The sequence below is a fragment of the Ilumatobacter sp. genome (genome assembly GCF_965215205.1).
Lineage (GTDB): Bacteria > Actinomycetota > Acidimicrobiia > Acidimicrobiales > Ilumatobacteraceae > Ilumatobacter_A.
Genome location: NZ_OZ244049.1, coordinates 91,965 through 113,040 on the forward strand (window position 1 = coordinate 91,965; position 21,076 = coordinate 113,040).

General features: G+C 70.1%; 24 protein-coding genes and 1 pseudogene. 12 read left to right on the plus strand and 13 right to left on the minus strand.

Annotation, left to right across the window (positions count from 1 at the left end; all coding sequences use genetic code 11):
* Positions 1-147: 147 nt before the first annotated feature.
* A complete protein-coding gene (locus ACOOHC_RS00600) occupies positions 148-540 on the plus strand; it encodes a hypothetical protein (protein WP_420452073.1) in 393 nt (130 codons plus the stop codon).
* A 37-nt stretch (positions 541-577) separates the two neighbouring features.
* On the opposite strand, the gene ACOOHC_RS00605 is transcribed toward ACOOHC_RS00600, so the two are convergent.
* Entirely contained in the window at positions 578-1,771 is a 1,194-nt protein-coding gene (locus tag ACOOHC_RS00605) for an acyl-CoA dehydrogenase family protein (protein WP_420452074.1), read from the minus strand.
* 172 nt (positions 1,772-1,943) lie between these two features.
* On the opposite strand from ACOOHC_RS00605, the gene ACOOHC_RS00610 reads away from it, so the two are divergent.
* The 3 genes and pseudogenes from ACOOHC_RS00610 to ACOOHC_RS00620 all read left to right on the plus strand — a co-directional run bounded on the left by ACOOHC_RS00610 (position 1,944) and on the right by ACOOHC_RS00620 (position 3,885).
* Positions 1,944-2,618: a winged helix-turn-helix transcriptional regulator gene (locus ACOOHC_RS00610; protein ID WP_420452075.1), complete on the plus strand. Its 675-nt coding sequence runs from the start codon at positions 1,944-1,946 to the stop codon at positions 2,616-2,618.
* A 340-nt stretch (positions 2,619-2,958) separates the two neighbouring features.
* Positions 2,959-3,357, plus strand: a pseudogene (locus tag ACOOHC_RS00615) (GNAT family N-acetyltransferase); the annotation flags it as partial.
* A 129-nt stretch (positions 3,358-3,486) separates the two neighbouring features.
* Positions 3,487-3,885 carry a GNAT family N-acetyltransferase gene (locus ACOOHC_RS00620; protein ID WP_420453836.1) on the plus strand — a complete coding sequence of 133 codons (399 nt, stop codon included), beginning with the start codon at positions 3,487-3,489 and terminating at the stop codon, positions 3,883-3,885.
* Positions 3,886-3,990: 105 nt separating this feature from the next.
* On the opposite strand, the gene ACOOHC_RS00625 is transcribed toward ACOOHC_RS00620, so the two are convergent.
* Genes ACOOHC_RS00625 through ACOOHC_RS00635 form a run of 3 tightly spaced genes read right to left on the minus strand, consistent with a single transcriptional unit; the run spans position 3,991 to position 4,816 of the window.
* Positions 3,991-4,275, minus strand: a complete 285-nt coding sequence (locus ACOOHC_RS00625; RefSeq protein WP_420452076.1) for a hypothetical protein — start codon at positions 4,273-4,275, stop codon at positions 3,991-3,993.
* Positions 4,272-4,562 carry a hypothetical protein gene (locus tag ACOOHC_RS00630; RefSeq protein WP_420452077.1) on the minus strand — a complete coding sequence of 97 codons (291 nt, stop codon included), beginning with the start codon at positions 4,560-4,562 and terminating at the stop codon, positions 4,272-4,274. The genes ACOOHC_RS00625 and ACOOHC_RS00630 overlap by 4 nt, the downstream gene beginning before the upstream one ends.
* Positions 4,544-4,816 (minus strand): hypothetical protein, encoded by a 273-nt coding sequence (locus ACOOHC_RS00635; protein WP_420452078.1) that lies wholly within the window; start codon positions 4,814-4,816, stop codon positions 4,544-4,546. The genes ACOOHC_RS00630 and ACOOHC_RS00635 overlap by 19 nt, the downstream gene beginning before the upstream one ends.
* A 167-nt stretch (positions 4,817-4,983) precedes the next feature.
* Here ACOOHC_RS00635 and ACOOHC_RS00640 point away from each other — a divergent pair, with 167 nt between their 5' ends.
* From ACOOHC_RS00640 to ACOOHC_RS00650, 3 genes are all read left to right on the plus strand, one after another.
* The gene (locus tag ACOOHC_RS00640; protein ID WP_420452079.1) at positions 4,984-5,715 is read left to right on the plus strand and encodes a DinB family protein; all 732 of its coding nucleotides are present in this window, start codon (positions 4,984-4,986) and stop codon (positions 5,713-5,715) included.
* A 218-nt stretch (positions 5,716-5,933) separates the two neighbouring features.
* Positions 5,934-6,911, plus strand: a complete 978-nt coding sequence (locus tag ACOOHC_RS00645; RefSeq protein ID WP_420452080.1) for an NAD(P)H-dependent flavin oxidoreductase — start codon at positions 5,934-5,936, stop codon at positions 6,909-6,911.
* A 240-nt stretch (positions 6,912-7,151) separates the two neighbouring features.
* The gene (locus ACOOHC_RS00650) at positions 7,152-7,736 is read left to right on the plus strand and encodes a YdeI/OmpD-associated family protein (protein ID WP_420452081.1); all 585 of its coding nucleotides are present in this window, start codon (positions 7,152-7,154) and stop codon (positions 7,734-7,736) included.
* A gap of 223 nt (positions 7,737-7,959) precedes the next feature.
* On the opposite strand, the gene ACOOHC_RS00655 is transcribed toward ACOOHC_RS00650, so the two are convergent.
* The gene (locus ACOOHC_RS00655; RefSeq protein ID WP_420453837.1) at positions 7,960-8,997 is read right to left on the minus strand and encodes a helix-turn-helix transcriptional regulator; all 1,038 of its coding nucleotides are present in this window, start codon (positions 8,995-8,997) and stop codon (positions 7,960-7,962) included.
* Between ACOOHC_RS00655 and ACOOHC_RS00660 the strand changes: the two genes are divergently transcribed.
* Positions 8,996-10,021 (plus strand): ATP-binding cassette domain-containing protein, encoded by a 1,026-nt coding sequence (locus tag ACOOHC_RS00660; RefSeq protein ID WP_420452082.1) that lies wholly within the window; start codon positions 8,996-8,998, stop codon positions 10,019-10,021. The two genes, ACOOHC_RS00655 and ACOOHC_RS00660, sit on opposite strands and share 2 nt — an antisense overlap.
* A complete protein-coding gene (locus tag ACOOHC_RS00665; protein ID WP_420452083.1) occupies positions 10,018-10,833 on the plus strand; it encodes an ABC transporter permease in 816 nt (271 codons plus the stop codon). Before ACOOHC_RS00660 ends, ACOOHC_RS00665 begins: the two co-directional genes overlap by 4 nt.
* 94 nt (positions 10,834-10,927) lie before the next feature.
* Here the strand turns inward: ACOOHC_RS00665 and ACOOHC_RS00670 are convergent, their stop codons facing one another.
* The 3 genes from ACOOHC_RS00670 to ACOOHC_RS00680 are packed head-to-tail and all read right to left on the minus strand — an operon-like array spanning position 10,928 to position 12,972.
* Entirely contained in the window at positions 10,928-11,560 is a 633-nt protein-coding gene (locus ACOOHC_RS00670) for a nitroreductase family protein (RefSeq protein ID WP_420452084.1), read from the minus strand.
* A 35-nt stretch (positions 11,561-11,595) separates the two neighbouring features.
* Positions 11,596-12,357, minus strand: a complete 762-nt coding sequence (locus ACOOHC_RS00675) for an SDR family NAD(P)-dependent oxidoreductase (protein ID WP_420452085.1) — start codon at positions 12,355-12,357, stop codon at positions 11,596-11,598.
* A 12-nt stretch (positions 12,358-12,369) separates the two neighbouring features.
* Positions 12,370-12,972, minus strand: coding sequence for a TetR/AcrR family transcriptional regulator (locus tag ACOOHC_RS00680; RefSeq protein WP_420452086.1), 603 nt, complete (start codon positions 12,970-12,972; stop codon positions 12,370-12,372).
* A 63-nt stretch (positions 12,973-13,035) separates the two neighbouring features.
* Here ACOOHC_RS00680 and ACOOHC_RS00685 point away from each other — a divergent pair, with 63 nt between their 5' ends.
* Positions 13,036-14,226 carry a cytochrome P450 gene (locus ACOOHC_RS00685; protein WP_420452087.1) on the plus strand — a complete coding sequence of 397 codons (1,191 nt, stop codon included), beginning with the start codon at positions 13,036-13,038 and terminating at the stop codon, positions 14,224-14,226.
* Entirely contained in the window at positions 14,223-16,184 is a 1,962-nt protein-coding gene (locus tag ACOOHC_RS00690) for an FAD-dependent oxidoreductase (RefSeq protein WP_420452088.1), read from the plus strand. The genes ACOOHC_RS00685 and ACOOHC_RS00690 overlap by 4 nt, the downstream gene beginning before the upstream one ends.
* Here the strand turns inward: ACOOHC_RS00690 and ACOOHC_RS00695 are convergent.
* From ACOOHC_RS00695 to ACOOHC_RS00715, 5 genes are all read right to left on the minus strand, one after another.
* Positions 16,168-17,142 (minus strand): TIGR03619 family F420-dependent LLM class oxidoreductase, encoded by a 975-nt coding sequence (locus ACOOHC_RS00695; RefSeq protein WP_420452089.1) that lies wholly within the window; start codon positions 17,140-17,142, stop codon positions 16,168-16,170. The genes ACOOHC_RS00690 and ACOOHC_RS00695 overlap by 17 nt on opposite strands.
* The gene (locus ACOOHC_RS00700) at positions 17,139-17,627 is read right to left on the minus strand and encodes a nuclear transport factor 2 family protein (protein WP_420452090.1); all 489 of its coding nucleotides are present in this window, start codon (positions 17,625-17,627) and stop codon (positions 17,139-17,141) included. Before ACOOHC_RS00700 ends, ACOOHC_RS00695 begins: the two co-directional genes overlap by 4 nt.
* Positions 17,624-18,502: an LLM class flavin-dependent oxidoreductase gene (locus ACOOHC_RS00705; RefSeq protein WP_420452091.1), complete on the minus strand. Its 879-nt coding sequence runs from the start codon at positions 18,500-18,502 to the stop codon at positions 17,624-17,626. Before ACOOHC_RS00705 ends, ACOOHC_RS00700 begins: the two co-directional genes overlap by 4 nt.
* Before the next feature lie 371 nt (positions 18,503-18,873).
* Entirely contained in the window at positions 18,874-19,266 is a 393-nt protein-coding gene (locus ACOOHC_RS00710; RefSeq protein ID WP_420452092.1) for a four-helix bundle copper-binding protein, read from the minus strand.
* Between the two features lie 128 nt (positions 19,267-19,394).
* Positions 19,395-19,913: a universal stress protein gene (locus ACOOHC_RS00715; protein WP_420452093.1), complete on the minus strand. Its 519-nt coding sequence runs from the start codon at positions 19,911-19,913 to the stop codon at positions 19,395-19,397.
* A 365-nt stretch (positions 19,914-20,278) separates the two neighbouring features.
* Between ACOOHC_RS00715 and ACOOHC_RS00720 the strand changes: the two genes are divergently transcribed.
* Positions 20,279-21,064: a universal stress protein gene (locus ACOOHC_RS00720; protein WP_420452094.1), complete on the plus strand. Its 786-nt coding sequence runs from the start codon at positions 20,279-20,281 to the stop codon at positions 21,062-21,064.
* Positions 21,065-21,076 lie beyond the last annotated feature (12 nt).

The window sequence follows — 21,076 nt, forward strand, 5'->3', positions numbered from 1 at the left end:
ACGACGTGTCCCGATCGATGCACCCGTCCCACCACGGCGACGCTCGTCCCGAGTGTCCGCACGCCGTCCCGGTCTTCGACGGGGAGCGACGGGCGACCGCCACGAGCGAGGACGTGAAGCCTCCCGACCCTCGTGAGCGGGACCCAGATGGGAGCCGACGGATGGATCTGGGCGGGTGCCGGTGGCGGACAGCGCTGCGATGTCCGACTGAAGCTGCCCGAGGGCCTCGGACCCGTGGAGTGGGTCGTGGACCCCCGGTCACCGACCCCCGATGCTTCCTCGACCGAGATCCGTGTGTTGGTCACCGAACGCGGCTGCGCGAGCGGAGAGGAGATGGGCGATCGACTTCTCGGACCCCAGGTCGTCGAGACCGATGATGCTGTTCGTCTCGCGTTCGCTTTGGTCCCCCGGCCAGGCGGCCAGAACTGCCCAGGGAACCCTTCGACACCTTTCGTCGTTCAGCTCGATGCCCCGCTCGGCGAGCGCGACGTCCTCGACGGATCGACCATCGCCCCGATCGACTCCCTGATCGACGACTGAACGCGAACGTCGATGCGCCGGGACGCGATCGTCGATGTCAGGCGCTCGCGAGCGGGTCGAGGCCGAGAGCCAGTCGGCCCGTGAAGCACTCTTGGCGAGTCGCCGGCAGCGGGTGGTAGAGCGCTCCGTGAACATCGCGGAACAACTGCTCGATCCCGTTCCGTCGTCCGAGAGCAGGACCACCTCCGACTTCGAGAGCGGTGCGCACGGTGTCGATGCACGCTTCGGTCGCGTTGGTCTTCCGGGTGAGCGCGAGAGCGGCAGCCTCGAGGGTGTTGTCGAAGCGGAGATCGTCGCTGGCATCGATCATCGCTCGTACGGTGTCACGACCGACGGCGAGCCGGTTCAGCATCCGACCCGTGAGCACGGCGACTTCGGGACGTTCGGCCCGACGGCCGACCAGCTCGATCGCCCGCTCGGCCGCCGCTTCGGCGATGCCGACGTACACCGACATGATGAGTGGAAGCGCTGTGCCGAGCACGATGCTCCAGACCGGGTGCCAAGAACCGGCGGGCCGTACCAGGGCCACGGATTCGTCGGGGACGAACACGTCGTCGAGCACGACGGTGTCCGAACCCGTGCCGCGCATCCCCATCGTGTCCCAGGTCGGAACGACGCTGACGCCGTCGGCTCCGAACGGGACCGAGCAATGGATGACGTGCGGCCCGTCGGGAGCATCGTCCCAGCGGATGCTGGTGACCAACACGTCACCGGCGGGGCACCCGCTCGCCGGCGACTTGCGGGCGGAGACGCGGAAACCACCATCCACCTCGACGGCGTCGCCACTCGATTCGATCCAGTCCGAGGCGCCGGTCGAGATCATGGTCATCTGGTCGGCGGCGATCTTGCCGAGGACGGGCGCGGGCAAGTCGTGGCGGTGGCGCCACACCTGGGCGCCGACCACGTGCGAGTGCATCGAGTACGACAGCGACGTCGACGGGCAACCACGGGCGAGTTCGCTCAGCACGGCACAGGCTTCAGCGTGGCTGGCTCCACCTCCGCCGAGTTCGAGCGGCACCAGCAGCGACATGAACTCCTGTGCTCGGAGCTCGTCGAGGCAGTCGGCGACGAACGTGCCATCACGGTCGTGCTTCGCCGAACGCTCGGCGAGTCGGGGGGCGAGCCGTCGCGCGGCAGCGAGCCATTCGCTGCCGCTGTCGACCCCCGTCCAGTGAGGGGCTGAGGACCCCACATCCGTTTCGGGGTCGCGCTGGGTCGCCGAGATCGTCATTTCTGGTTCCGTTCTGGAGGTGTGATCGCGGTCCGGATGGACCTGCTGACGAACGTACGGATCGATGCCGACCGACCGCTAGTACACATTCTGGACCACCCCGGTACAACATCTGTACCGGGTGTCGCCCGACGGCGTAGGGTCGCGCACGACGAGGACCTGGGAGGTCGAGATGAGCGACGGGAACCGCTACGGCCAGTACTGCCCGATCACTCGCGCCGTCGAAGTGCTCGGCGAGCGGTGGTCGGTGTTGATCCTGCGCGACATGTTGGTCGGAGCGACGCGCTTCAACGACATCGCGCGCGGCAATCCACGCCTGTCACGCACGTTGCTCTCCAAACGGCTCCGTCAACTCGAGCAGGCCGGCGTCATCGAGCACGTCGACGACGAGTACCTGCTCACCCCGGCCGGGGAAGATCTGCGCAGCGTCGTGTTCAGCCTGGGCGAGTGGGGCGCCAAGTGGCAGTTCGACGACCCGCGCCACAGCGAACTCGACCCGGAGCTGTTGATGTGGTGGGTCCACGGTCGACTCGACTACTCGCACCTGCCGGATCGACGACTCGTCTTCGAGTTCCGATTCAGCGACCAACCACGGTGGTTCTGGATCCTGAAGGACGCTCAGGGCCCTTCGATCTGCACGCACGACCCCGGGTTCGGCGTCGACGCCACGGTCAAGACCGACCTCTCCACGATGTACCGGATCTGGCTGGGCAAGCAGACGCTCCGGCAGGCGGTCGAGAACGGGCACCTCGAACTCGACGGAACCCCCGCGATCGTTCGGCGACTTCCAGCGACCCTCCGATTGAGTCCGATCGCCGACATCGTCGCCGCCGCCGAGACGCCCTGACATCACTCGCGAGCGCGGCCATCTGCGACGGCCGACCCGCGCGCGACAGATCGCGACGCAGTCCACACGAGCGCTCGCCTCCTGTGCATCGGTTCCGACTTCGCGGCACGTGACGCCCACCGGGTCGTCGGGCCGCAGCGGGGCACGATGCTGGTCGTGGTGCGTGCGGTCCTCGTCGGGCCGACGTCGCGACGCGTCGAGATGCCTGGGCGTCCGCTGTGGATCCGGGATTACGGTCGACGGCGTGAGCGTCGAGATCCGGAACCCGGAGGTGGGTGATGCTGATCGACTGGGACGCGTTCACGTCCGGGCATGGAGAGCTGCGTACTCAGGCGGTCTGATGCCGGACGAGTACCTGGGTTCGCTGTCCGAGTCCGAGCGTGCTTCGTCGTGGCGAACCGTCCTCGAGAGCCCGCCGAGTCCGCGCGGGTCGCGCCTGGTGGCGACCGCCGACGGCGAGGTGATCGGATTCGCGGTGGTCGGGAGCGCATGCGTCGACGGGCGCCCCGACCTCGGGGAGCTGCATGCCATCAACGTGGATCCCGATCACTGGGGTACCGGTGCGGGTCCAGCTCTGATCGACGAGGCCGTCAGCTCACTGCGGAACAGCGGCTTCGCATCGGCGGTGCTGTGGGTCCACCCCGGCAACCGGCGGGCGCGTCGGTTCTACTCCGCGCGAGGCTGGATCGATGACGACGTCGATCGTCGCCGAGAGGTACTCGGAGTCGAGGTGCCGGAGATGCGACTGTCACTCGACCTGGTCGGGTCGTCCACGAGCAGGACGGAACGACCCGAGCGAACCCGAAGCGAGTACCGCCTGTCGCCGATCCCGGTGACATCGAGCGCCGGGAGATCGCGCACTCGACGAGTGCTCGACAGCGACCGCGAGGCTCTCGCGGCGTTGATGCTCGACGGCTATCGAGGCACCATCGACGACGAGGGCGAGAGCTTCGAGGACGCGCTCGAAGCGATCGACCACTACTTGGCTCACGCTCTGCGGCAGCACTCCCTCGTCGTGGTCGAGCGGGACAGGATCATCGCCGTGGCGTGCGTCGTGATCGTCGACTCCGTGCACTACGTCGACCCTGTCGTGGTCGCCTCCGATCGGAAACGAGACGGCATCGGTCGACGAGCCGTGGCTGCTCTCCTCGATTCGCTCGCCGACGAAGGGATCACCGAGGTCGGAGCGACGATCACCGATGGCAACAGCGCCTCTGAACGCCTCTTCGTCGGGGTGGGATTCACCAGACGTGGAACCTGGGGATGAGCTCTGGAACCGCCGGGAGCCCGACACCGAGGAGACCGCTCGCGACGACAGTCGGGACGCTCGATCAGGAGACTCGTTCCGTGGACGGGCGCCCAGGTCGGGCTGTCACGACACGTCGACTCGACGTTCGAACACGAACTCGTACTCGAGGTACGAGTTCGTGTGCTCGTGACCGGGGGCTGGCGGGATGAGTTGAGCGGACTGCATCAGCATCCACCCGTCCTCGAGAGCACCCACCCCCGTCACGTACGGCGGCTCGACGTGAGCCGGGCCGCCCGGAGGTGGCGGTCCGGCTCCGGCGGTGCCGTCGTGGAACGCCCACGCGATGACCGCGTCATCGAGGCTGGCGCCGTCCATCCAGAGGTAGAGGACCTGTTGACGTCGCGTCATCGCGCCATGGCGCGCACGGCGCGCTGTTCGAGGCGAGTGAGGTAGTAGTCGACGTCGAAGTCGCCGTCGCCGGTGAGGTGGCGCCACAGCAACGCCCGTTGGAGTTGCGCGTTGCGGTAGTCGGTGACGCTCATCCACGGCGGCATCGAACGAAGGGTCTCGGCGATCGTGCCGGACTGCATGCGCGCGAAGACGTGATCGGTCCGCGGGCTCTGAGCCTCATCGAAGTCGGACGCATCCCACAGCCGGACCTGAGGCTCGGTCGGGTTCAGGCGGATCTTGTACATCCACCGGTCGCGCCCGGGGTTCGGTTGGCCCGCGTGCCACAACCCGTGGTGGAACACCAGGACGGAACCAGCCCTGCAACTGACCTGCTGTTCGCCGACTCCGACGGGAGAAGACGGCCGGCGTCCAGCGCGGCGAGCTCGGCGACCGCTCGCTCGTTGAGGTCGGCCGGGACGATCTCGTCGAAGCGAAGGAACCCGTTCGCCACGAACTCGGCCATCTGCCGGGTGGTGAGGAGATGTCCTGCGGTTCCCATCGCGTGATCGTGGTCGATCCCGGGCTGCCACGACGTGTTCGACCGGCTCGTCGTGGAACCCTCCAGATCGTGCGAGTGGGCGACGTTCTCGTCGAGGCGATCATCGCTGCGGCTGGTGAGCGGCTCGAGGGCTCGAACCGGCACCGTCGAACGGGCAGAATCCAGGGATGACGATCTCTTCCGATGGCCAGGGGTTCGAGGGCGCGACGTTCGCCATGACGAGCTTCAAGGGCGCCACCCTGAGATCGTGCGACGTCAGCGGGGTGACGATGCGCAGCGTCGAGGTCGCCGGGCTCGACATCGACAGCCACGACCTGTTCTTCGGCAGCCTCATCGTCAACGGCGTCGACGTGGTGCCGCTCGTCGACGCCGAGCTCGACCGTCGGTTCCCCGGCCGCGAGCTGCAGAAGGCGCAGACGCCCGAGAGTCTGCGGGACGGTTGGGTCGCAGCCCAGACCGCGTGGGAGGCGACGGTGACCAGCACACCCCCGGAACTGATCGACGCCCACGTCGACGACGAGTGGTCGCTGGCCCAGACCCTGCGTCACCTCGTGCTGGCGACCGACGCCTGGCTCCACGGCGGGATCATGGGCATGGAGCAGCCGTTCCACGAGATCGGCCAGATCTTCACCGGTGCGGCCGACACGGGTTTCGACACGTCGATCTTCCAAGCCGACGCACCGACGTTCGAGGAGATCCTCGCGGTGCGAGCCGAGCGCCAGCAGATGGTGACCGACTTCTTGTCCACTGCCACGCCGGGACTGCTCGCCGAGGAGCGCGACGACCCGTGGGGCGGCGGCGACTGGCATCCCACCGTCGGCGACTGCGTGCGCGTGATCCTCGAGGAGGAATGGGCCCACCTGCGCTACGTCCGCCGGGACCTCGCCCTCCTCGGGTGAACGACAGCCACGGGCCCCCGAGTGCCCGGCAGACCTCCCGCATCCGCGTGCCACCCGGTGCACCGCTCCGCTCGACGGCACAGCGGCGACCGATCGGGTCGCCACCTGGGTCCAGAACGACCTCGCTCGAAGTCCGACTTCGCGACCGCGCCGACCGGGCACCCCGGCGGGGGGGAAACCGAGGTTCGCCGGACGGGGCCTCGGACTAGGTTCGCGGGATGGGGATTCGGACCGCGATCTGCGAGTTGCTGGGTGTCGAGCACCCCGTCGGGAACGCGGGCATGGCCGGTGTCGCGCACGCACGGTTGTGCGCGGCGGTCGCTGATGCCGGCGGCATCGCGGCGGTCGCGATGGGTGGCGCATCCGCAGCCGAGGTGACGACGCGCGTGGAAGCGGTCAAGGCGCTGACGGACTGGCCGTTCAGCGCGAACTTCATCGCGTGGCTGATCGAGCACGACCCGTCACCCTTGGATGCGGCGCTCGAGGCTGGCGTCGCCTCCGTCACCCTGTCGTTCGGCGACCCCGCTCCGTACATCGATCGGATCCATTCGGCAGGTTCGCTGCTGTTGGATCAGGTTCAAACGGTCGAGGCAGCCCGACGCGCGGTGGAGACCGGTGTCGATGTGATCATCGCTCAGGGCAACGACGCCGGCGGCCACACCGGACTGATCCCGCTCCTGCCGTTCCTGCCCCAGGTCGTGGACGTCGCAGGCGATGTCCCCGTACTCGCCGCCGGCGGCATCGGCGACGGACGGGGACTCGCGGCAGCGCTCGTGCTCGGCGCGCAGGGAGGGTTGATGGGAACGCGCTTCATCGCATCGAACGAGGCCGAGAGCGACTGGCCGCGACTGCCCGGTCAGGTGCTCGACGCGTCGGTCGACGACTCGGTCTGGACGACTGCCATCGACATCCACCAGGGAGGCGGCCGGTCGCGGTGGCCCAGCGGGATCGGTGCCCGCTCGATCCGCACGCAGTGGCTCGATCGATGGTCGGACCACCCCGACGAGCTCAGCGACCTGCTCGCGCACGATCCCGACGCCGACCACGCCGAGGGACACGACCCCACTCCCGCGTACGCGGGGCCGGTCGCCGGCATGGTGACGGAGCACGAGCCGGCGGCGCGGATCGTCGAATCAGTCGTCGCCGACGCCGCCCGGGTCCTCGATTCGAGTCGTCGTCTCGTCGAGCGCCGTTGAGCCCTCGTGCCGAGGTCCTGCGGTCACCGGTCGCACATCACGCACCGCGCGGCGACGCCCGATCGGATCGGGTCACCCCGGCCCGGGGATCGCCCCGACCCGGGCCGCGCCCACGAACGATCGTCACCTCGGGGCGGGTTCCCCCGGTCGCGCTCCACGCCGCGATCTGCCGTGCCGACACGCTCCGACACGTAGGGTCGGAACGGAGCGAGCCCGGCCCGAACCTCCGAGGGAGCACCCATGCAGGACCACCCAGACGTCGATGCCTACCTCCTCGACAGCGACCGGTGGCCCGACGAGATCACCGCGCTCCGTCCGATCCTGCTGTCACGCGGGCTCACCGAGACGATCAAGTGGGGGAAGCCGTGCTACTGCACGGGCGGCGGCGAGAACGTCGTGCTCATCCAGGAGTTCTCCGATCATCTCGCTCTGATGTTCTTCCGGGGCGTGCTGCTGGACGATCCCGAACAGGTCCTCCACGCGCAGGGACCGAACACGCACGGGCCGAAGCGCATGGAGTTCACGTCGGTCGGCGACGTCGAATCCATCGCCGAGGTCATCGCGACCTACGTCGATGCAGCGATCCACCACGCCGAGGCCGGCACGGAGCTGCCGCCACGGCCCGAGGAGGAGCTCGCGACGGAGCTGAGCGAGCGGCTGGCCGACGACGACGAACTCGCCGAGGCGTTCGAGCACCTCACCCCCGGCCGCCAGCGGGAGTACAACCTCCACGTCTCCGGCGCCAAGCGGACCGAGACGCGGAAGCGTCGAATCGACGGAGTCGTCCCCCGGATCCTCGAGGGCAGAGGCTTGCGTGACCGGTAGCGCCGTCGTCGAACCGCAGCGATCGCGACAGCGTTCCCTCGACGCCAGGTCGGGCGCGCTCGACATCGGAACGCGCCATCGATCCGACCGCGACCGCTCCCTCACCGGCTCGACCGATGCCGAGACGATCTGGATCGACGACGTCCCGGAACCCGAGATCGCGCAGCACCGAACCCACCTCGACACGTAGGTCACCGCAGCGGCCGCGAGCGACACGCGGCGATCACGCCAGGCGGGCGCTGATGACGCCCAGCTGACGGCGCACCTCGTCCACGGTCTCACCGCGGCCGATGAGCTGCACGTCGAAGACCGAGGCGATCCTCGCGATCTGGGTGACGAGGCGGTCCGGTGCTGTCGCTCTCAGCTCCACGTCCAGAGCGCCCCGACGGGCCACGCAGCTCTCCGTCAGCCACGGCGCGACGGCGTCCAGTTCGTCGAACGACGCGGAGACCCGCACGGTGACGACGAACGGTCGCGGCGTCGCACCGAGGTTCTCGGCGACGAAGGCGGCCGGGTCGCCACCCGGGATGTCCCGCGCGACGAACCGCACCCCGGCGGCACGGGCCTCGCTCATCCGATCGAGGCGGAACGTGCGCCAGTCGGAACGGCGCACGTCCCACGCCAGGAGGTACCAGCGTCGATCGACGGCGACCAGGCGGTGCGGCTCCACGAGTCGCTCCGTCGCGTCACCCGACTTCGACACGTAGGAGAACCGCAGCTCCTCGTCGTCGCGACACGTCGCGGTCACCGTCGAGACGGTGGCGATGTCCACCTGTTCGGCTCGCAGGTCGTGCCAGCGATGCGTCGACACGCTGGACGTGATCGCGCTCGTCCGCCGGCGGACACGTTCGGGCATCAGCGACTCGATCTTCGCCAAGGCGCGCAGGGCCGTGTCCTCGGCCCCTTCGAGCGGCGACGACGCGGCCGACCACAGACCCACGGCGAGCGCGACCGCCTCGTCGTCGTCGAACATCAGCGGGGGCAGGTGCGCGCCGGCTGCGAGGCGATACCCGCCGTCGAGACCGGGGGCGGAGTCGACGGGGTACCCCAGGGTGCGGAGGCGGTCGATGTCGCGACGCACCGTGCGCGTGGTCACCTCGAGCTCGGTCGCCAGCTCGTCGCTGCGCCACCGGCGGTGGGTCTGCAGCAGATCGAGGAGTCGCAGCACCCGCCGGGTCGGATCCGAACCTCCCATCGGTCGACATCTTCGCGGAAACCGAGGACCGATCCTGTCCGCATCGTTCCGTAGGTTCTGCGACATGACCACGACCTCATCCCCGGCGATCGAAGCGCACGGGCTCACCAAGCGGTTCGGCGACGTGCAGGCGCTCGACGGCCTGGACCTCGTCGTCGAGACCGGGACGGTGCTCGGCCTGCTCGGGCCCAACGGCGCCGGCAAGACCACCGCCGTCTCGATGCTGACCACCCTGCTCCGGCCCGACAGCGGCAGCGCGACGGTGGCCGGCGCGGACCTCGCCACGCAACCCCAGGCGGTCCGCGAGCGCATCGGGCTGTCCGGCCAGTACGCAGCGGTCGACGAGGTGCTCACCGGTCGCGAGAACCTGGAGATGATCGGCCGGTTGTACCACCTCGGCAAGAAGCGGGCGACGGCGCGTGCGAGCGACCTGCTCGAGCGGTTCGACCTGACCGATGCCGGCGACCGCCCCGTGAAGGGCTACTCCGGCGGCATGCGCCGGCGGCTCGACCTGGCGGGCGCCCTCGTCGCCCAGCCGCCCGTGCTGTTCCTCGACGAGCCGACCACCGGCCTCGACCCCCGGAGCCGCCTCGAACTGTGGGATGCGATCCGCGAACTCGTGACCGACGGATCGACGCTGCTGCTCACCACCCAGTACCTGGAGGAGGCGGACCAGCTCGCCGACGAGATCGTGGTGATCGACGCCGGGCGCGACATCGCTCGCGGCACGGCGGACGAGCTGAAGTCCCAGGTCGGTGGCGAGCGCCTCGAACTGGTCGTGGCGAACGCGACCGACATCGATCGGACCCGTGCGCTGCTCGCTGCGCACGCGCCCTCGCGCGACCCGCACGACGTCGAGGTGAAGCCGGCGACACGCACCCTCCTCTGTCCGGTCAGCGACGGCATCAGCGCACTCGAGAACGTGATCGGCGACCTCCGCGAGCACTCGATCGACGTCACCGACATCGGGTTGCGACGGCCCACGCTCGACGATGTGTTCCTGACCCTCACCGGGCACGCGGCCCGGAGCGGTTCGACGAACGTCGACGCGGACCGACGATCGCACGACGACGGAAGGGACGCGTCGTGAGCGCGAACAGCATCTCCTGGTCGCGCACCGTGAGCGACATCGGGGTCGTGGCCAGGCGCAACGTGATCAAGATCACCCGGGTCCCCGAGGTGCTCGTGTTCGTGCTGATCTCGCCGATCATGTTCGTGCTGCTCTTCGCCTACGTGTTCGGCAACTCGATCGACATCGAGGGCGTCAGCTACCGCGAGTTCCTGATCGCGGGCATCTTCGCCCAGACCGTCGCGTTCGGGGCGACGTTCACCGGAGCGGGGATCGCCGAGGACATGCAGAAGGGGATCATCGACCGCTTCCGGTCGCTGCCGATGTCCCGCGCCGCGGTGCTGGCGGGGCGCACGATCAGCGACGTGATCTACAACGTCCTGTCGCTGGCGATCATGTCGGCGACCGGGTTGCTGGTCGGCTGGCGCATCCGCAGCTCGGTCCTCGAGGCCCTCGGCGGGTTCCTGCTGCTGCTCGTCTTCGCCTACGCGCTGTCGTGGGTCATGGCGTACGTCGCGCTGCACGTGCCGAGCGTCGAGGTGATCAACAACGCGTCGTTCATCGTCATCTTCCCGCTGACGTTCATCGCCAACACCTTCGTGCCCTCCGACGATCTCCCCGGTCCGTTGAAGGCGTTCGCCGAGTGGAACCCCGTCTCGTCGGTGACGCAGGCCTCGCGCGAGCTGTTCGGGAACATCCCCGAGGGTGTGCCCGAGCCGACCGTCTGGCCGCTCGAGCACCCGGTGGTCTACACGCTGATCTGGGCGGCGGTGATCGTGGCGGTCTTCGCTCCGCTGAGCGTGCGGAGGTACGCGCGCGCGGCCGACGGCTGAGTCCCGATCGTCGGCCCCGAGCGGCGGCGACCGACGCTCGGCGCGTCGCCGCCCCGTGCCCGTGTCGTGCGATCGGCGTCGGATCGGTGGATCGCTACTCGTCGTGGGTCGGCGGGTACGTGCGGAGGTCTCCCCGCCAGCCGTCGACGTGGACGACGCCGCCGTACCCGACCCGCTCGAGCGGACCGAACTCCCGGTCGGGCCAGCCGACCGGGACGAGGCACCCGATGAGGACGTCGTCGGGGATGGCGAGGGTGTCGCGGATGGTCGCCTCGGCCACCCCGTGGAACGTGGTGAACACCGTTCCGAGACCGAGCGCCCGCGCGGCGACGATCAGGTTCTGCGCGGCCGGGTAGATCGACGACCACACGAACGACTCCCGCGGAGCCTCGTACGGGTACACGGCCTTGCCGCACACCAGGACGAGGACCGGGCACGTCTTCAGCGTCTCGATGAGGTGGGCGGTGCCGTCGAGCATCAGCCGGTGCGTGCGGTCGGGTCGCTCCATCGCCGCCACTCGATCCGCCATGGCGGCCTCGACGGCGTCGCCGATCCGTCGCTTCTTGTCGGCGTCGCGCACGACGACGAAGTCGCGCCCCTGGGAGTTGCCCGGGCTGGGCGCCCACGTCGCGGCGGTGATGATCTGCTCGATGAGCTCGTCGTCGACCGGATCGGGTCGTAGGTAGCGCATCGCTCGGCACGTGCTCATCGCTTCGAAGACATCCATGCGTCGACCTCCTCGGTCGTGGTGCGGGTGACGGGTCAGGCGGTGGATCCGCCGTCGATGACGAGCAGGTGCCCGCTGACGAAGCTCGCGAGGTCGGACGCGAGGAACACGACGCCGCACGCGACGTGGTCCGGATGGCCCGCGATGCCGACCGGGTTCGCGGCGATGCGCTTGCCGATGTCGAGCCCGCCCGCCGCGAGCGGCGCCAGCTGCTCCTGCACGCCGGGGGTGTCGATGATGCCGGGAGCGATCGCGTTCACCCGGATGCCCCGCGGTCCGAGCTCGTTGGCGTGGGCTCGGGTCATCGCCACCACCGCCGCCTTCGAGGCGGCGTAGGCCGAGATGCCCGCTCCGCCACCGATCGCGGCGACCGACGCCATGTTCACGATCGCCCCGCCGTTCGGCATCCGGTCCGCCGCCTCGCGGGTGGCGCTGAACTGGGCCCGCACGTTCACGTCGAGCATCCGGTGGACGAACTCGTCGGTGACCTGCGCCAGCGGACCGGTGGTCGGGAAGATGCCGGCGTTGTTGACGACGATGTCGAGACCCGCGTCACCGGCCGCGACGTCGACCGTTCGTGAGAGCTCGTCGGGGTCGGTGATGTCGCATCGTGCGAACGCCGCGCCGATCTCGTCGGCGGATCCCTGGGCGGACGGGTCGAGATCGGCGACCGTCACCTGCGCTCCGGCTTCACGCAGGCGCGCCGCGATCGCAGCTCCGATCCCTCTGCCGCCACCGGTCACGAGCGCGCGCTTGGCGCCGAGGTCGATGAGATCGGTGAGGGCAGGTGGGGGCACGGGTCCGTCCGTTCAGTTCGTGGTGCGTCCGTCGGCGAACAGCGCATCGACCATTCGATCGACGAGCACGCCGACCACGTCGGGAGTGGAGAGCAGGGAGGAGAGCGAGTCGATCTGGGCGAGGCCCAGGAGGAGCAGGTAGAAGACCTTGACCTGCTCGACGGAGTCGTCGCTCGAGCTCGTCCAGAGGGTAGTCTGCTCGAGGATCCACTCGTCGAGCAGGTTCGCGAGGTGGCCCTCGCGGCTGGCGGCGACGTGGAGCTCGACCAGCAGGCGACGAGTCGACGTGAAGTCGTCGGCGAGCCAGCGGCGTGCGAGCTCGTGGGGTGATCGGGTGGTCTCGATCGTGCGCAGCATCTGGTCGAGGCTGCGCCGAGCGGCGTGGACCAGCAGGTCCGCCTTGCCGTCGAAGTGCTTGTACACCGCGGGCCCCGAGACCCCGGCGCGCTCGGCGATCCGCGTCAGGCCGGCTCGGTCGAAGCCGCGCTCGACGAACTCGTCGACCGAGGCGACGAGGAGGCGCTCACGGGTCGCGACCGCGTTGGCGCCCTTGGCGGGTCGGCCGATCCGCGGGGCCTCGGTGGCTGCGCGCCCCGCCATCGCTTGCGACCCCATGCGGCCCGAGGTTAATGTGCTTTCACTTCTGCGGCAACGACATCTTCACCAGGGGGTTCCGAGATGGCTGACTTCGACTTCTTCTCCGAGGCGTTCCGGACGGATCCGCACGGGCAGTACGCACGGATGCGCGAGCGGTGCCCCGTCGCGCACGCCAGCGAGCCCTACGACTGGTGGGCCGCGACCCGCGCCGAGGACGTGAGCCAGATGTTGCGCAAGTACAAGCTGTGGAGCAGTTCCCACGGACCCGGCCTCGCCTACGCGGGAGGGAGCGCGCTGGTGAGCGTCGACCCACCCCGGCACACCTCGGACCGGCGGCTCGTGCAACGGGCCTTCGACGCCGATGCGCTGAACGCGATGGAACCGGACATCGCCGACCTCGTCGCGACCGAGATGGACGGTTGGTGCGACCGAGGTCACGGCGACCTGATGGAGCTGCTCGCGACGCCGGTGCCGCTGGTCGTGATCGCCTGGCTGCTCGGCCTCGATGTCGACTACTGCCGCGAGATCCGTCCGCGAGCGGACGGGGTCGTCTCGCGCGACGCCGACGTGCAGTCCGCCACGCCGAGCTCGCGCGACGGCGATCGGGAGGAGGAGACCGCGTACTTCCTGCGCACGATCGCCGAACGGCGCGCAGCGATCGCAGCCGGCGACGACCTCCCCGACGACACGCTCACCGCGCTGATGACCGCCGAGCTCGACGGCAGGGTGCTGAGCGACGTCGACGTCCTCGGCTTCATGGGGTTCCTGTTCATCGCCGGGAGCCAGACCACCACCCAGCTCATCGGCAACATGGTGTGGCGTCTGCTCCAGCATCCCGATCAGATGGAACTGGTCCGCGGCGACCGGAGCCTGGTCCCCCACTGCGTGGAGGAGAGCCTTCGCTTCGACGCTCCGGTCCACGGCCTGTTCCGCACCAACACCGAGGAGACCGAGCTGCGGGGCGTCACCATCGCCGAGAACTCGAAGGTGATGTGCAGCTTCTTCTCCGCGAACATGGACCCGGACGCGTGGGACGCGCCGGAGCGATTCGACATCACGCGCGACCTCGACACGTTGAGGAAGCACTACGCGTTCGGCAAGGGCATCCACTTCTGCATGGGCGCACCGCTCAGCCGCATCGAAGCCTCGGTCGCGCTCGAGGCCGTGCTCGACCGGCTCCCGAACCTGCGACTGACCGGTGAACCGAACTTCATCTCGGCGCCCGTGCTCCACGGCGTGGAGACCCTCCCGGTCGCCTGGGACCCGTCATGAGGTACCCGAACGTCTTCCGACCGCAGACGATCGGGGGGTGCACCATCGCGAACCGGATCGTGCGCACCGCGCACTCGACCGGCGCGACCGGCGACGACCTGATCGCGTACCACGAGGCGAGGGCCAGGGGCGGGGTGGGTCTCGCGATCATCGAGATCGCCGGGGTGAACACGGACTCGCCGACCGGGATCCCCGTCCACTCCGATTCCGTGCTGCCCTGGTACGAGCAGCTCTCGGCCCGGATGCACGTGCACGGCACGAAGGTGTTCCAGCAGCTCTGGCACGGGGGGATCACGTTGCAGCGCGTCCCGGGCCAGCGACCGATCGGGCCGAGCCCCATCCCCAACGCGATGGTCGGCGTGACGCCGCGGCCGATGTCGACCGGGGAGATCGACGACGTCGTCGCCGACTTCGCGGCGGCTGCGAGGCGCGTCGAGCAGGGGGGTCTCGACGGCGTCGAGCTGCACGCCGCGCACGGCTACCTGCTCGGCTCGTTCATGTCCCCGGCGACGAACGTGCGAGACGATGACTACGGCGGCCCGCTGGTCAACCGGGTCCGCTTCGTCCGGGAGGTGCTCTCGGCGATCCGTGCCGAGGTGAGCCCCGGGTTCCCGGTCGGCATCCGGATCTCGGGTGACGAGTTCATCGAGGGGGGCATCGACCACACCGAGGCCGAGGCGATCGCTCGCGAGCTCGAAGGGGAGATCGACTTCCTCGACGTGTCGATGGGGACCTACTGGCGCTTCCACAAGTTCTTGTCGACGCTCGACGATCCGCTCGGCTACGAGCTCGACAACAACCAGCGCGTCACCGAGGTCGTCGAGGTCCCCACGATCGTCACCGGGCGGATCATGACGCTCGACCACGCCGACCACATCATCTCCTCGGGCATGGCCGACATGGTCTCGATCGTCCGTGCGATGATCGCCGACCCCGAGCTGGTGGTGAAGGCGCGCGACGGTCGGGAGTCCGAGATCCGGCCGTGCATCGGCACCTCGATGGGCTGCGTGGCCCAGCTCATGACGACGGGTCGGATCCAGTGCGTCGTCAACGTCGCCGCCGGGGCGGAGGCGGAGGTCCCCTTCGAGACGCCCGCTCCCGCCGATGCGCTCAAGAAGGTGCTCGTCGTCGGTGGGGGTCCGGCCGGGATGGAAGCGGCCCGGACCGCGGCGCTGCGCGGCCACACCGTCGACCTCTACGAGATGACGGGTCACCTCGGCGGGCAGGTGCGGATGGCCGCGTCGGTCCCGCCGCGATCCGACCTCGGGGCGATCACCCGCTGGCAGGCCGGCGAACTGGCCCGACTCGGCGTGCGGGTCCACCTCCGCACACCCGTCGACCCCGACCTGATCTCGGGTGCCGCTCCCGACGAGGTGATCGTCGCGACCGGTTCGCGACCCAAGACCCCCGGGTTCCAGCTGTCCAGTCCGACGATCCCGGTCCCCGGCGCCGATCTCCCGCACGTCGCGACGAGCTGGGAGGTGCTGGGCTTCGGAGGGCGGGCGCAGGTCGGCTCGAACGCGGTCGTCTACGACGACACCGGCACCTTCGAGGCGATCTCGGTCGCCGACGAGCTGCTCGCCGCAGGTGCCGCCGTCACGATCGTGGGCCGCCACGAGCAGCTCGGCGCGAAGATCCCGTTCCCGCCGGCGACGGTGGAGGCGAGCCGGGAGCGCCTCTTCGCCGCCGGCGTCGCCTTCGTGCCGGCCATGGCGCTGAAGCGGATCACCGAGGACTCGGTGACCGCCGTCGGCCTCGGCCTCGGGCGGGAGACGACCTTCGATGCCGACACCGTGTGCATCGTCACCTACCACGACCTCGAGGACGAGCTGGCGACCCATCTGGTCGACGAGCACCCGGACGCCGGCTTCACGGTCCACCTCATCGGCGACGCCGACGGCGGCGACTCGATCCACGGCGCGATCCGCAGCGCCGCGGCGGTCACCCGGACCATGTGACCGAGCCCGGTCCACCCCGACGCCGACCGGCGCCTTCGGTGCGGTCCGTCGGCTCCTCGATCTCGAGCAGGGTGGCGAACCGCTCGGGGACCTCGACCCAGTCGTCGGGGGAGGTGATGCCGTCCCAGAAGTTGTGCTCGATGATGAACTCCTCGAAGCCGGCGGCACGTGCGGCGCGCACCTCGTCGCGGAGCCGGTCGAGGACGTCGTCGAGCGGCTCGGTCGGCCCCAGGAACTGGACGAAGGTCCGGTGGAAGATCCGCAGCGGACCGCGCCCCTCCGGACGTTCGGCGTCCATCGCCTCCAGGTGCTCGAGCACCTCCGCGACGGCGATGCCGGCCGGGTTCCACCCGTCGAAGAGCGCCGCGGTGCGGGCACGCCCGGCGGGCGAGCTCGCACCGGAGATCAGCGGAGGGTGCGGCTGCTGCAGCGGCTTCGGGCGCTGGATCGCGTCGGGGATCGAGAAGAACTCGCCGTCGAAGCTCACGGGGTCGGGCCCCCAGCACGCACGCAGCGCGCCGACGAACTCGTCCATGCGTGCGGCGCGCTCGCGGATCGACGTGCCGGCCGCGACGTGCTCCTCCGCGTTCCAGCCCTGACCGAGGCCGACGACGAGGCGGCCCGAGGACAAGACGTCGAGGGTGGCGAGCCGCTGGGCGAGCGGCGACGGCCAGTGGTTGCCCTGCACGAGCACGCTCGTGCCGAGACGGGGGGTCGTCGTCACCGCCGCGGCCGTGGCCAGGAGCTCCGTCGGGGAGAGCACCGACCGGTACTGGGGCGGGATCGGCAGCCCCGGCCTGCCCGCGTAGCCCCGCTCGGGCGCGAGCGGCCAGAGGAAGTGGTCCTGCACCCACAGGCTCGAGTAGCCCAGCCGCTCCGATTCGCGGCAGAACGCCGTGACCACGTCCGCCGTGACGTGCTCGCCGAGCTGAGGGAGGCACAGCCCGATGCCGGTCACGAGCCCGACCCGCCCAGGACGTCGCGGCCGTCCGCGGCGGCGGCGACCATGATGTCGGCGTCGCCACGTCGCCACAGCACGGTGAGCGTGACGCCGGTGATCAGCCAACCGGCCGGGCCGTCGGCGGACCGGACCAGCGTGTCGTCGTAGAAGCCGCCGATCGTGAACCACGACGTGGGGTCGTCGGGGCGGTGGACGTGGTGCGCCTGCATGTACATCCGACACCGTGCGCCGTCACCGTCGACCTCGACGAGCGGGTTCGTCATCGAGTGCTGCGTCGCGTCGAGACCGCAGAACAGCGGGAGCACGCTCGCCACCCAGGCCTCGGCCGTGACCGTCGCCGGTTCGCGATCGCTGTAGGAGGAGAAGTCGATGGCGACCTCCGGTGCGAAGATCGACCGGTACAGCTCGAAGTCCCTCGTGTCGATCCCGGTCGCGTACCGGTAGACCGTCTCCGCGACCGCCAGCTGGTCCTCGACGCTCATGAGATCTCGCCTCCCAGCTCCTCGATCGACCCGGGCACCAGCTCGGTCACCTGCACCCGGCTGATGCCGACCTCCTCGAGAGCCCGCAGGTTGTCCAGCACCTTCGCCGGCTCGCCCACGAACCGGCCGCAGAAGCCGTCGCCGAGCGTCTCGGCGAGCGCGTCGATCGGGGGGCTCGCACCGACTCCGATCAGCGTGAACAGCCCGATCGGGATGTCGTCGCGCACGTCGCGCACCTTCTCGATCATGGCCAGCAACTCGTCCTCGGTGACGCCGGCCATGACGCCCATGTCGAGCGAGCCGCCGCGCGTCGCCCGCCCGATGACCTTGAGCTCGACGCGATCGACGATCGGCGTGATGTTGCGCACGGTCCAGTCCCCGCCCACCGACGCCACCAGCGGGATCGGGTTCGCCGTGAACCCGGTCAGCTCGGGGACCTCCATCCGGTAGTGGTCACCCTGGAAGTCGCACCGCCCGGTGGTGAGCAGCTCCTTCACGATCAGCAGCGCCTCCCGGTACATCCTGGCTCGGGTGGGGCCGTCCGGGTACTCCCGGCCGGTGGCGATCATCTCGCTCTCGGTCCAGCCGGCGCCGAGCCCGGCCTCGTAGCGACCGCCGGCGAGTCGCTGCATCGACACGCTCGCCTGCGCGAACTCGAACGGTGAGCGGAACAGGTTGTTGACGAACGACGGAGCGAGCGCCACCCGTTCCGTCGCCGTCGCCATCGCGGCGAGCGATACCCACACGTGCGGGTACAGATCCCGCAGCCAGAAGTGGTCGGAGCAGGTCACCCCGTCGAACCCCGCCGACTCGGCCGAGCGAGCGAACGTGTCGGGTGCGTACCGCTCGGACGTGAGGTTGGCGAAGAGCTCCACGGCGCTGCCTCAGCTCGTCTCGGAGCGGCGGAGCGGATCGAGCGGCGCGTCGACGGTGCCGGACAGGTGGCCCGAACGGGCCGCGACGGCGCGATCGGCGCCACCATCGCCGGACCGGTGCGACCGGGTGCTGCTGCGCACGTCGACTCCTCGAGGAACAAGTGAATGAGATCTCACTTCTACTCGATCGCGGCGGCGCGCCGCTCACTGAACGACGGTCGGACGACCCGGAGCGAGGTGGCGAGGTGGCGAGGTCGCGTGCGGTCTTCGCCGACCAGGTCGTGCGCGGTCGAGCCGCGGTCCCGACGTCGTCCCCGCCCGGTGGGCCGTCGAGGACCGTCGGCGACCCACCGTCGCGTCGGGACGGACGATCAGCGCTGGGCGACGGCGAGCAGCTGCTGGCAGGCCTGCTCGCACGCTCGACATGCCGCAGCGCACTCGCGGCAGCACACGTCGTCGTGCTGACCGCACTCGCGGGCGCACTCGGAGCACATCGCGATGCACGCGGCGACGACCTTCTGCCACGCGTCACCGCGCGGCGCCGGGCGTGCGAGCAGCTTGGCGGTGATCGTGCAGATGTCGGCGCAATCGGTGCAGGTTCGGATGCAGGTCGCCATCGAGCTCGCGTCGCGGCCGAGGTCGGAGTCGGCGCAGGCCGAGCAGGCCAGGGCGCACTCCATCGCGCTCTCGGCCGCCCGGCTCAGCTCCTCCAGGTCGAACGTGGACCTGTCGGGGTGGTCGGCGAGGATGTCGGAGATGCTCATGTGGTTCCTTTCGTCGAGGGACGCATCGGAGTTCGTGGGGATGCGCGCCCCGGGACCACGGCGTACCCGTGTCAGTCCGGGTGAACCCACGCCGAGGCGCTGCGATGCCTCGAGAGGGGCCCGTCGATTCACCCTACGGAGTGGACGGCCACCGCGCACGGGGCGTGGCGCTGCACGTCGTCGGCCACGGTGCGTCGGAGCAGGCGGCGGTGGAGGCGCGCCGTGGCGCCGACGCCGATGACGACGGCGCCGAGCTCGTGCGCTGTCCGGCAGATGGTGGCGGCGACGGGCCCCCGCTCGAAGCGCACGTCGACCGTGACGGCGAACCGCTCGCGCAGCTCGCTGGCGAGAGCGTTCACCACGTCGGCCGCGGCGAGCTCGACGGTGTCGACCGGCGGCGGTGGGAGCGCGACGAGCGCGGCGTCCGCCGACGCGCCGGTCGTGATCACGGCGGGCTCGGAGTGCACGTGCAGCAGGACGTACCCGAAGGCGGGTCCGAACCCGCGCACCACCTCGCGCACGCTGCACCCGGCCCGCCAGCCGGTGTCGGTCGTCAGCAGGACGAGGCCACGGGTGGGCGGCGGCTGGAGGTCGTCGCCGTCGGGCCCGCGCCGGGATCCGAGCGGACGATGGGTGGAATCGAGCACGCCGCGCAACGTACGGGCCTCGGCTGCGGTGATCCTGAGGGGGCGCTGAGATCCCTCTTCTCGGCTGAGATCCCTCTTCTCGTCCGGGGCGCGCACCTGTGCCCGGGGTCTGCCTGAGACCGATCTCAGCGTCGTCTCAGGACGATCTCAGCGGGGTGCCCGATCATCGGTCCACCGATGGGTCAGCGTGCGATCCGAGCGCACCGACCCATCGGGCCAGGCTCGGGCCGTCCCCGCCGGGCGCCCGCCGATCCGCAGGACATCCGATGACTTCCCCACCGCCCCCCACCGCCCGCCCCGTGCGAACCCCTCCCACGACCCGCGTCCTCGTCTGCGGCGTCGATCGCGCTCCGACGGGGTGCACCGTGCGACGAGGACGGTCCGTCGCCGCCGCCGACGGGCTCCGCATCCTCGCGGTATCGTCGCCACGCCGCCTCGACACCGCGACGCGGCGCCGGCGAGAGCAGGCGAGCGAACGTCGCCGCACGCTCGATGCGTCGTTGCGCCGCCTCTCGGCCGATCACGGTCTCGACCCGGGTCAGGTCGCGGTCGGTCTCGGCGACGCGGTCGATGTCCTCACCGACGACGTGAGCTCGCGCGGGTACGACCTCGTCGTGCTCACCGACTCACCCGCGTCGCGCCGGTCCCTGCCGCGCTTGCTGCGCTCGTCACCGTGCCCCCTGTGGATCCATCGGCCCGGCACGACGGGGAACGCGGTCCTCGTCGCGGTCGACACGTCGTCGCCCGACGTCGAGGCGAACCAGCGCATCGTCACCCAGGCGGCCGACATCGCCCGCGGCCGGGGGTCGCGCCTCCACATCGTCCACACCTGGGAGTTCCTCGACGATCATCCCGCCGGTCGCAGGGTGCCCCACGTCGAGGGCCGTCCGTTCGACGTGGAACGCCCGACGACGCTGGACGAGCGTCGACAGGCGCTCCAGCGCCTCGCGCCCCGCGACGTGCCCGCGCTCCTCCACGTCAAGCGGGGGCATCCCGTCGACGTCGTCGAGCGCCTCGTCGAGAGCGAGTCGGTCGACGTCGTCGTCGCCGGCAACCCCCGCCGCCGAGGGTGGCACGAGATGGTCGGGAGCGACGTCGTCGGCGACCTGATCCGCTCGGTCCGCTCCTCGATCGTCGCCGTCCCGAGCTGAACCGGCCTCGCC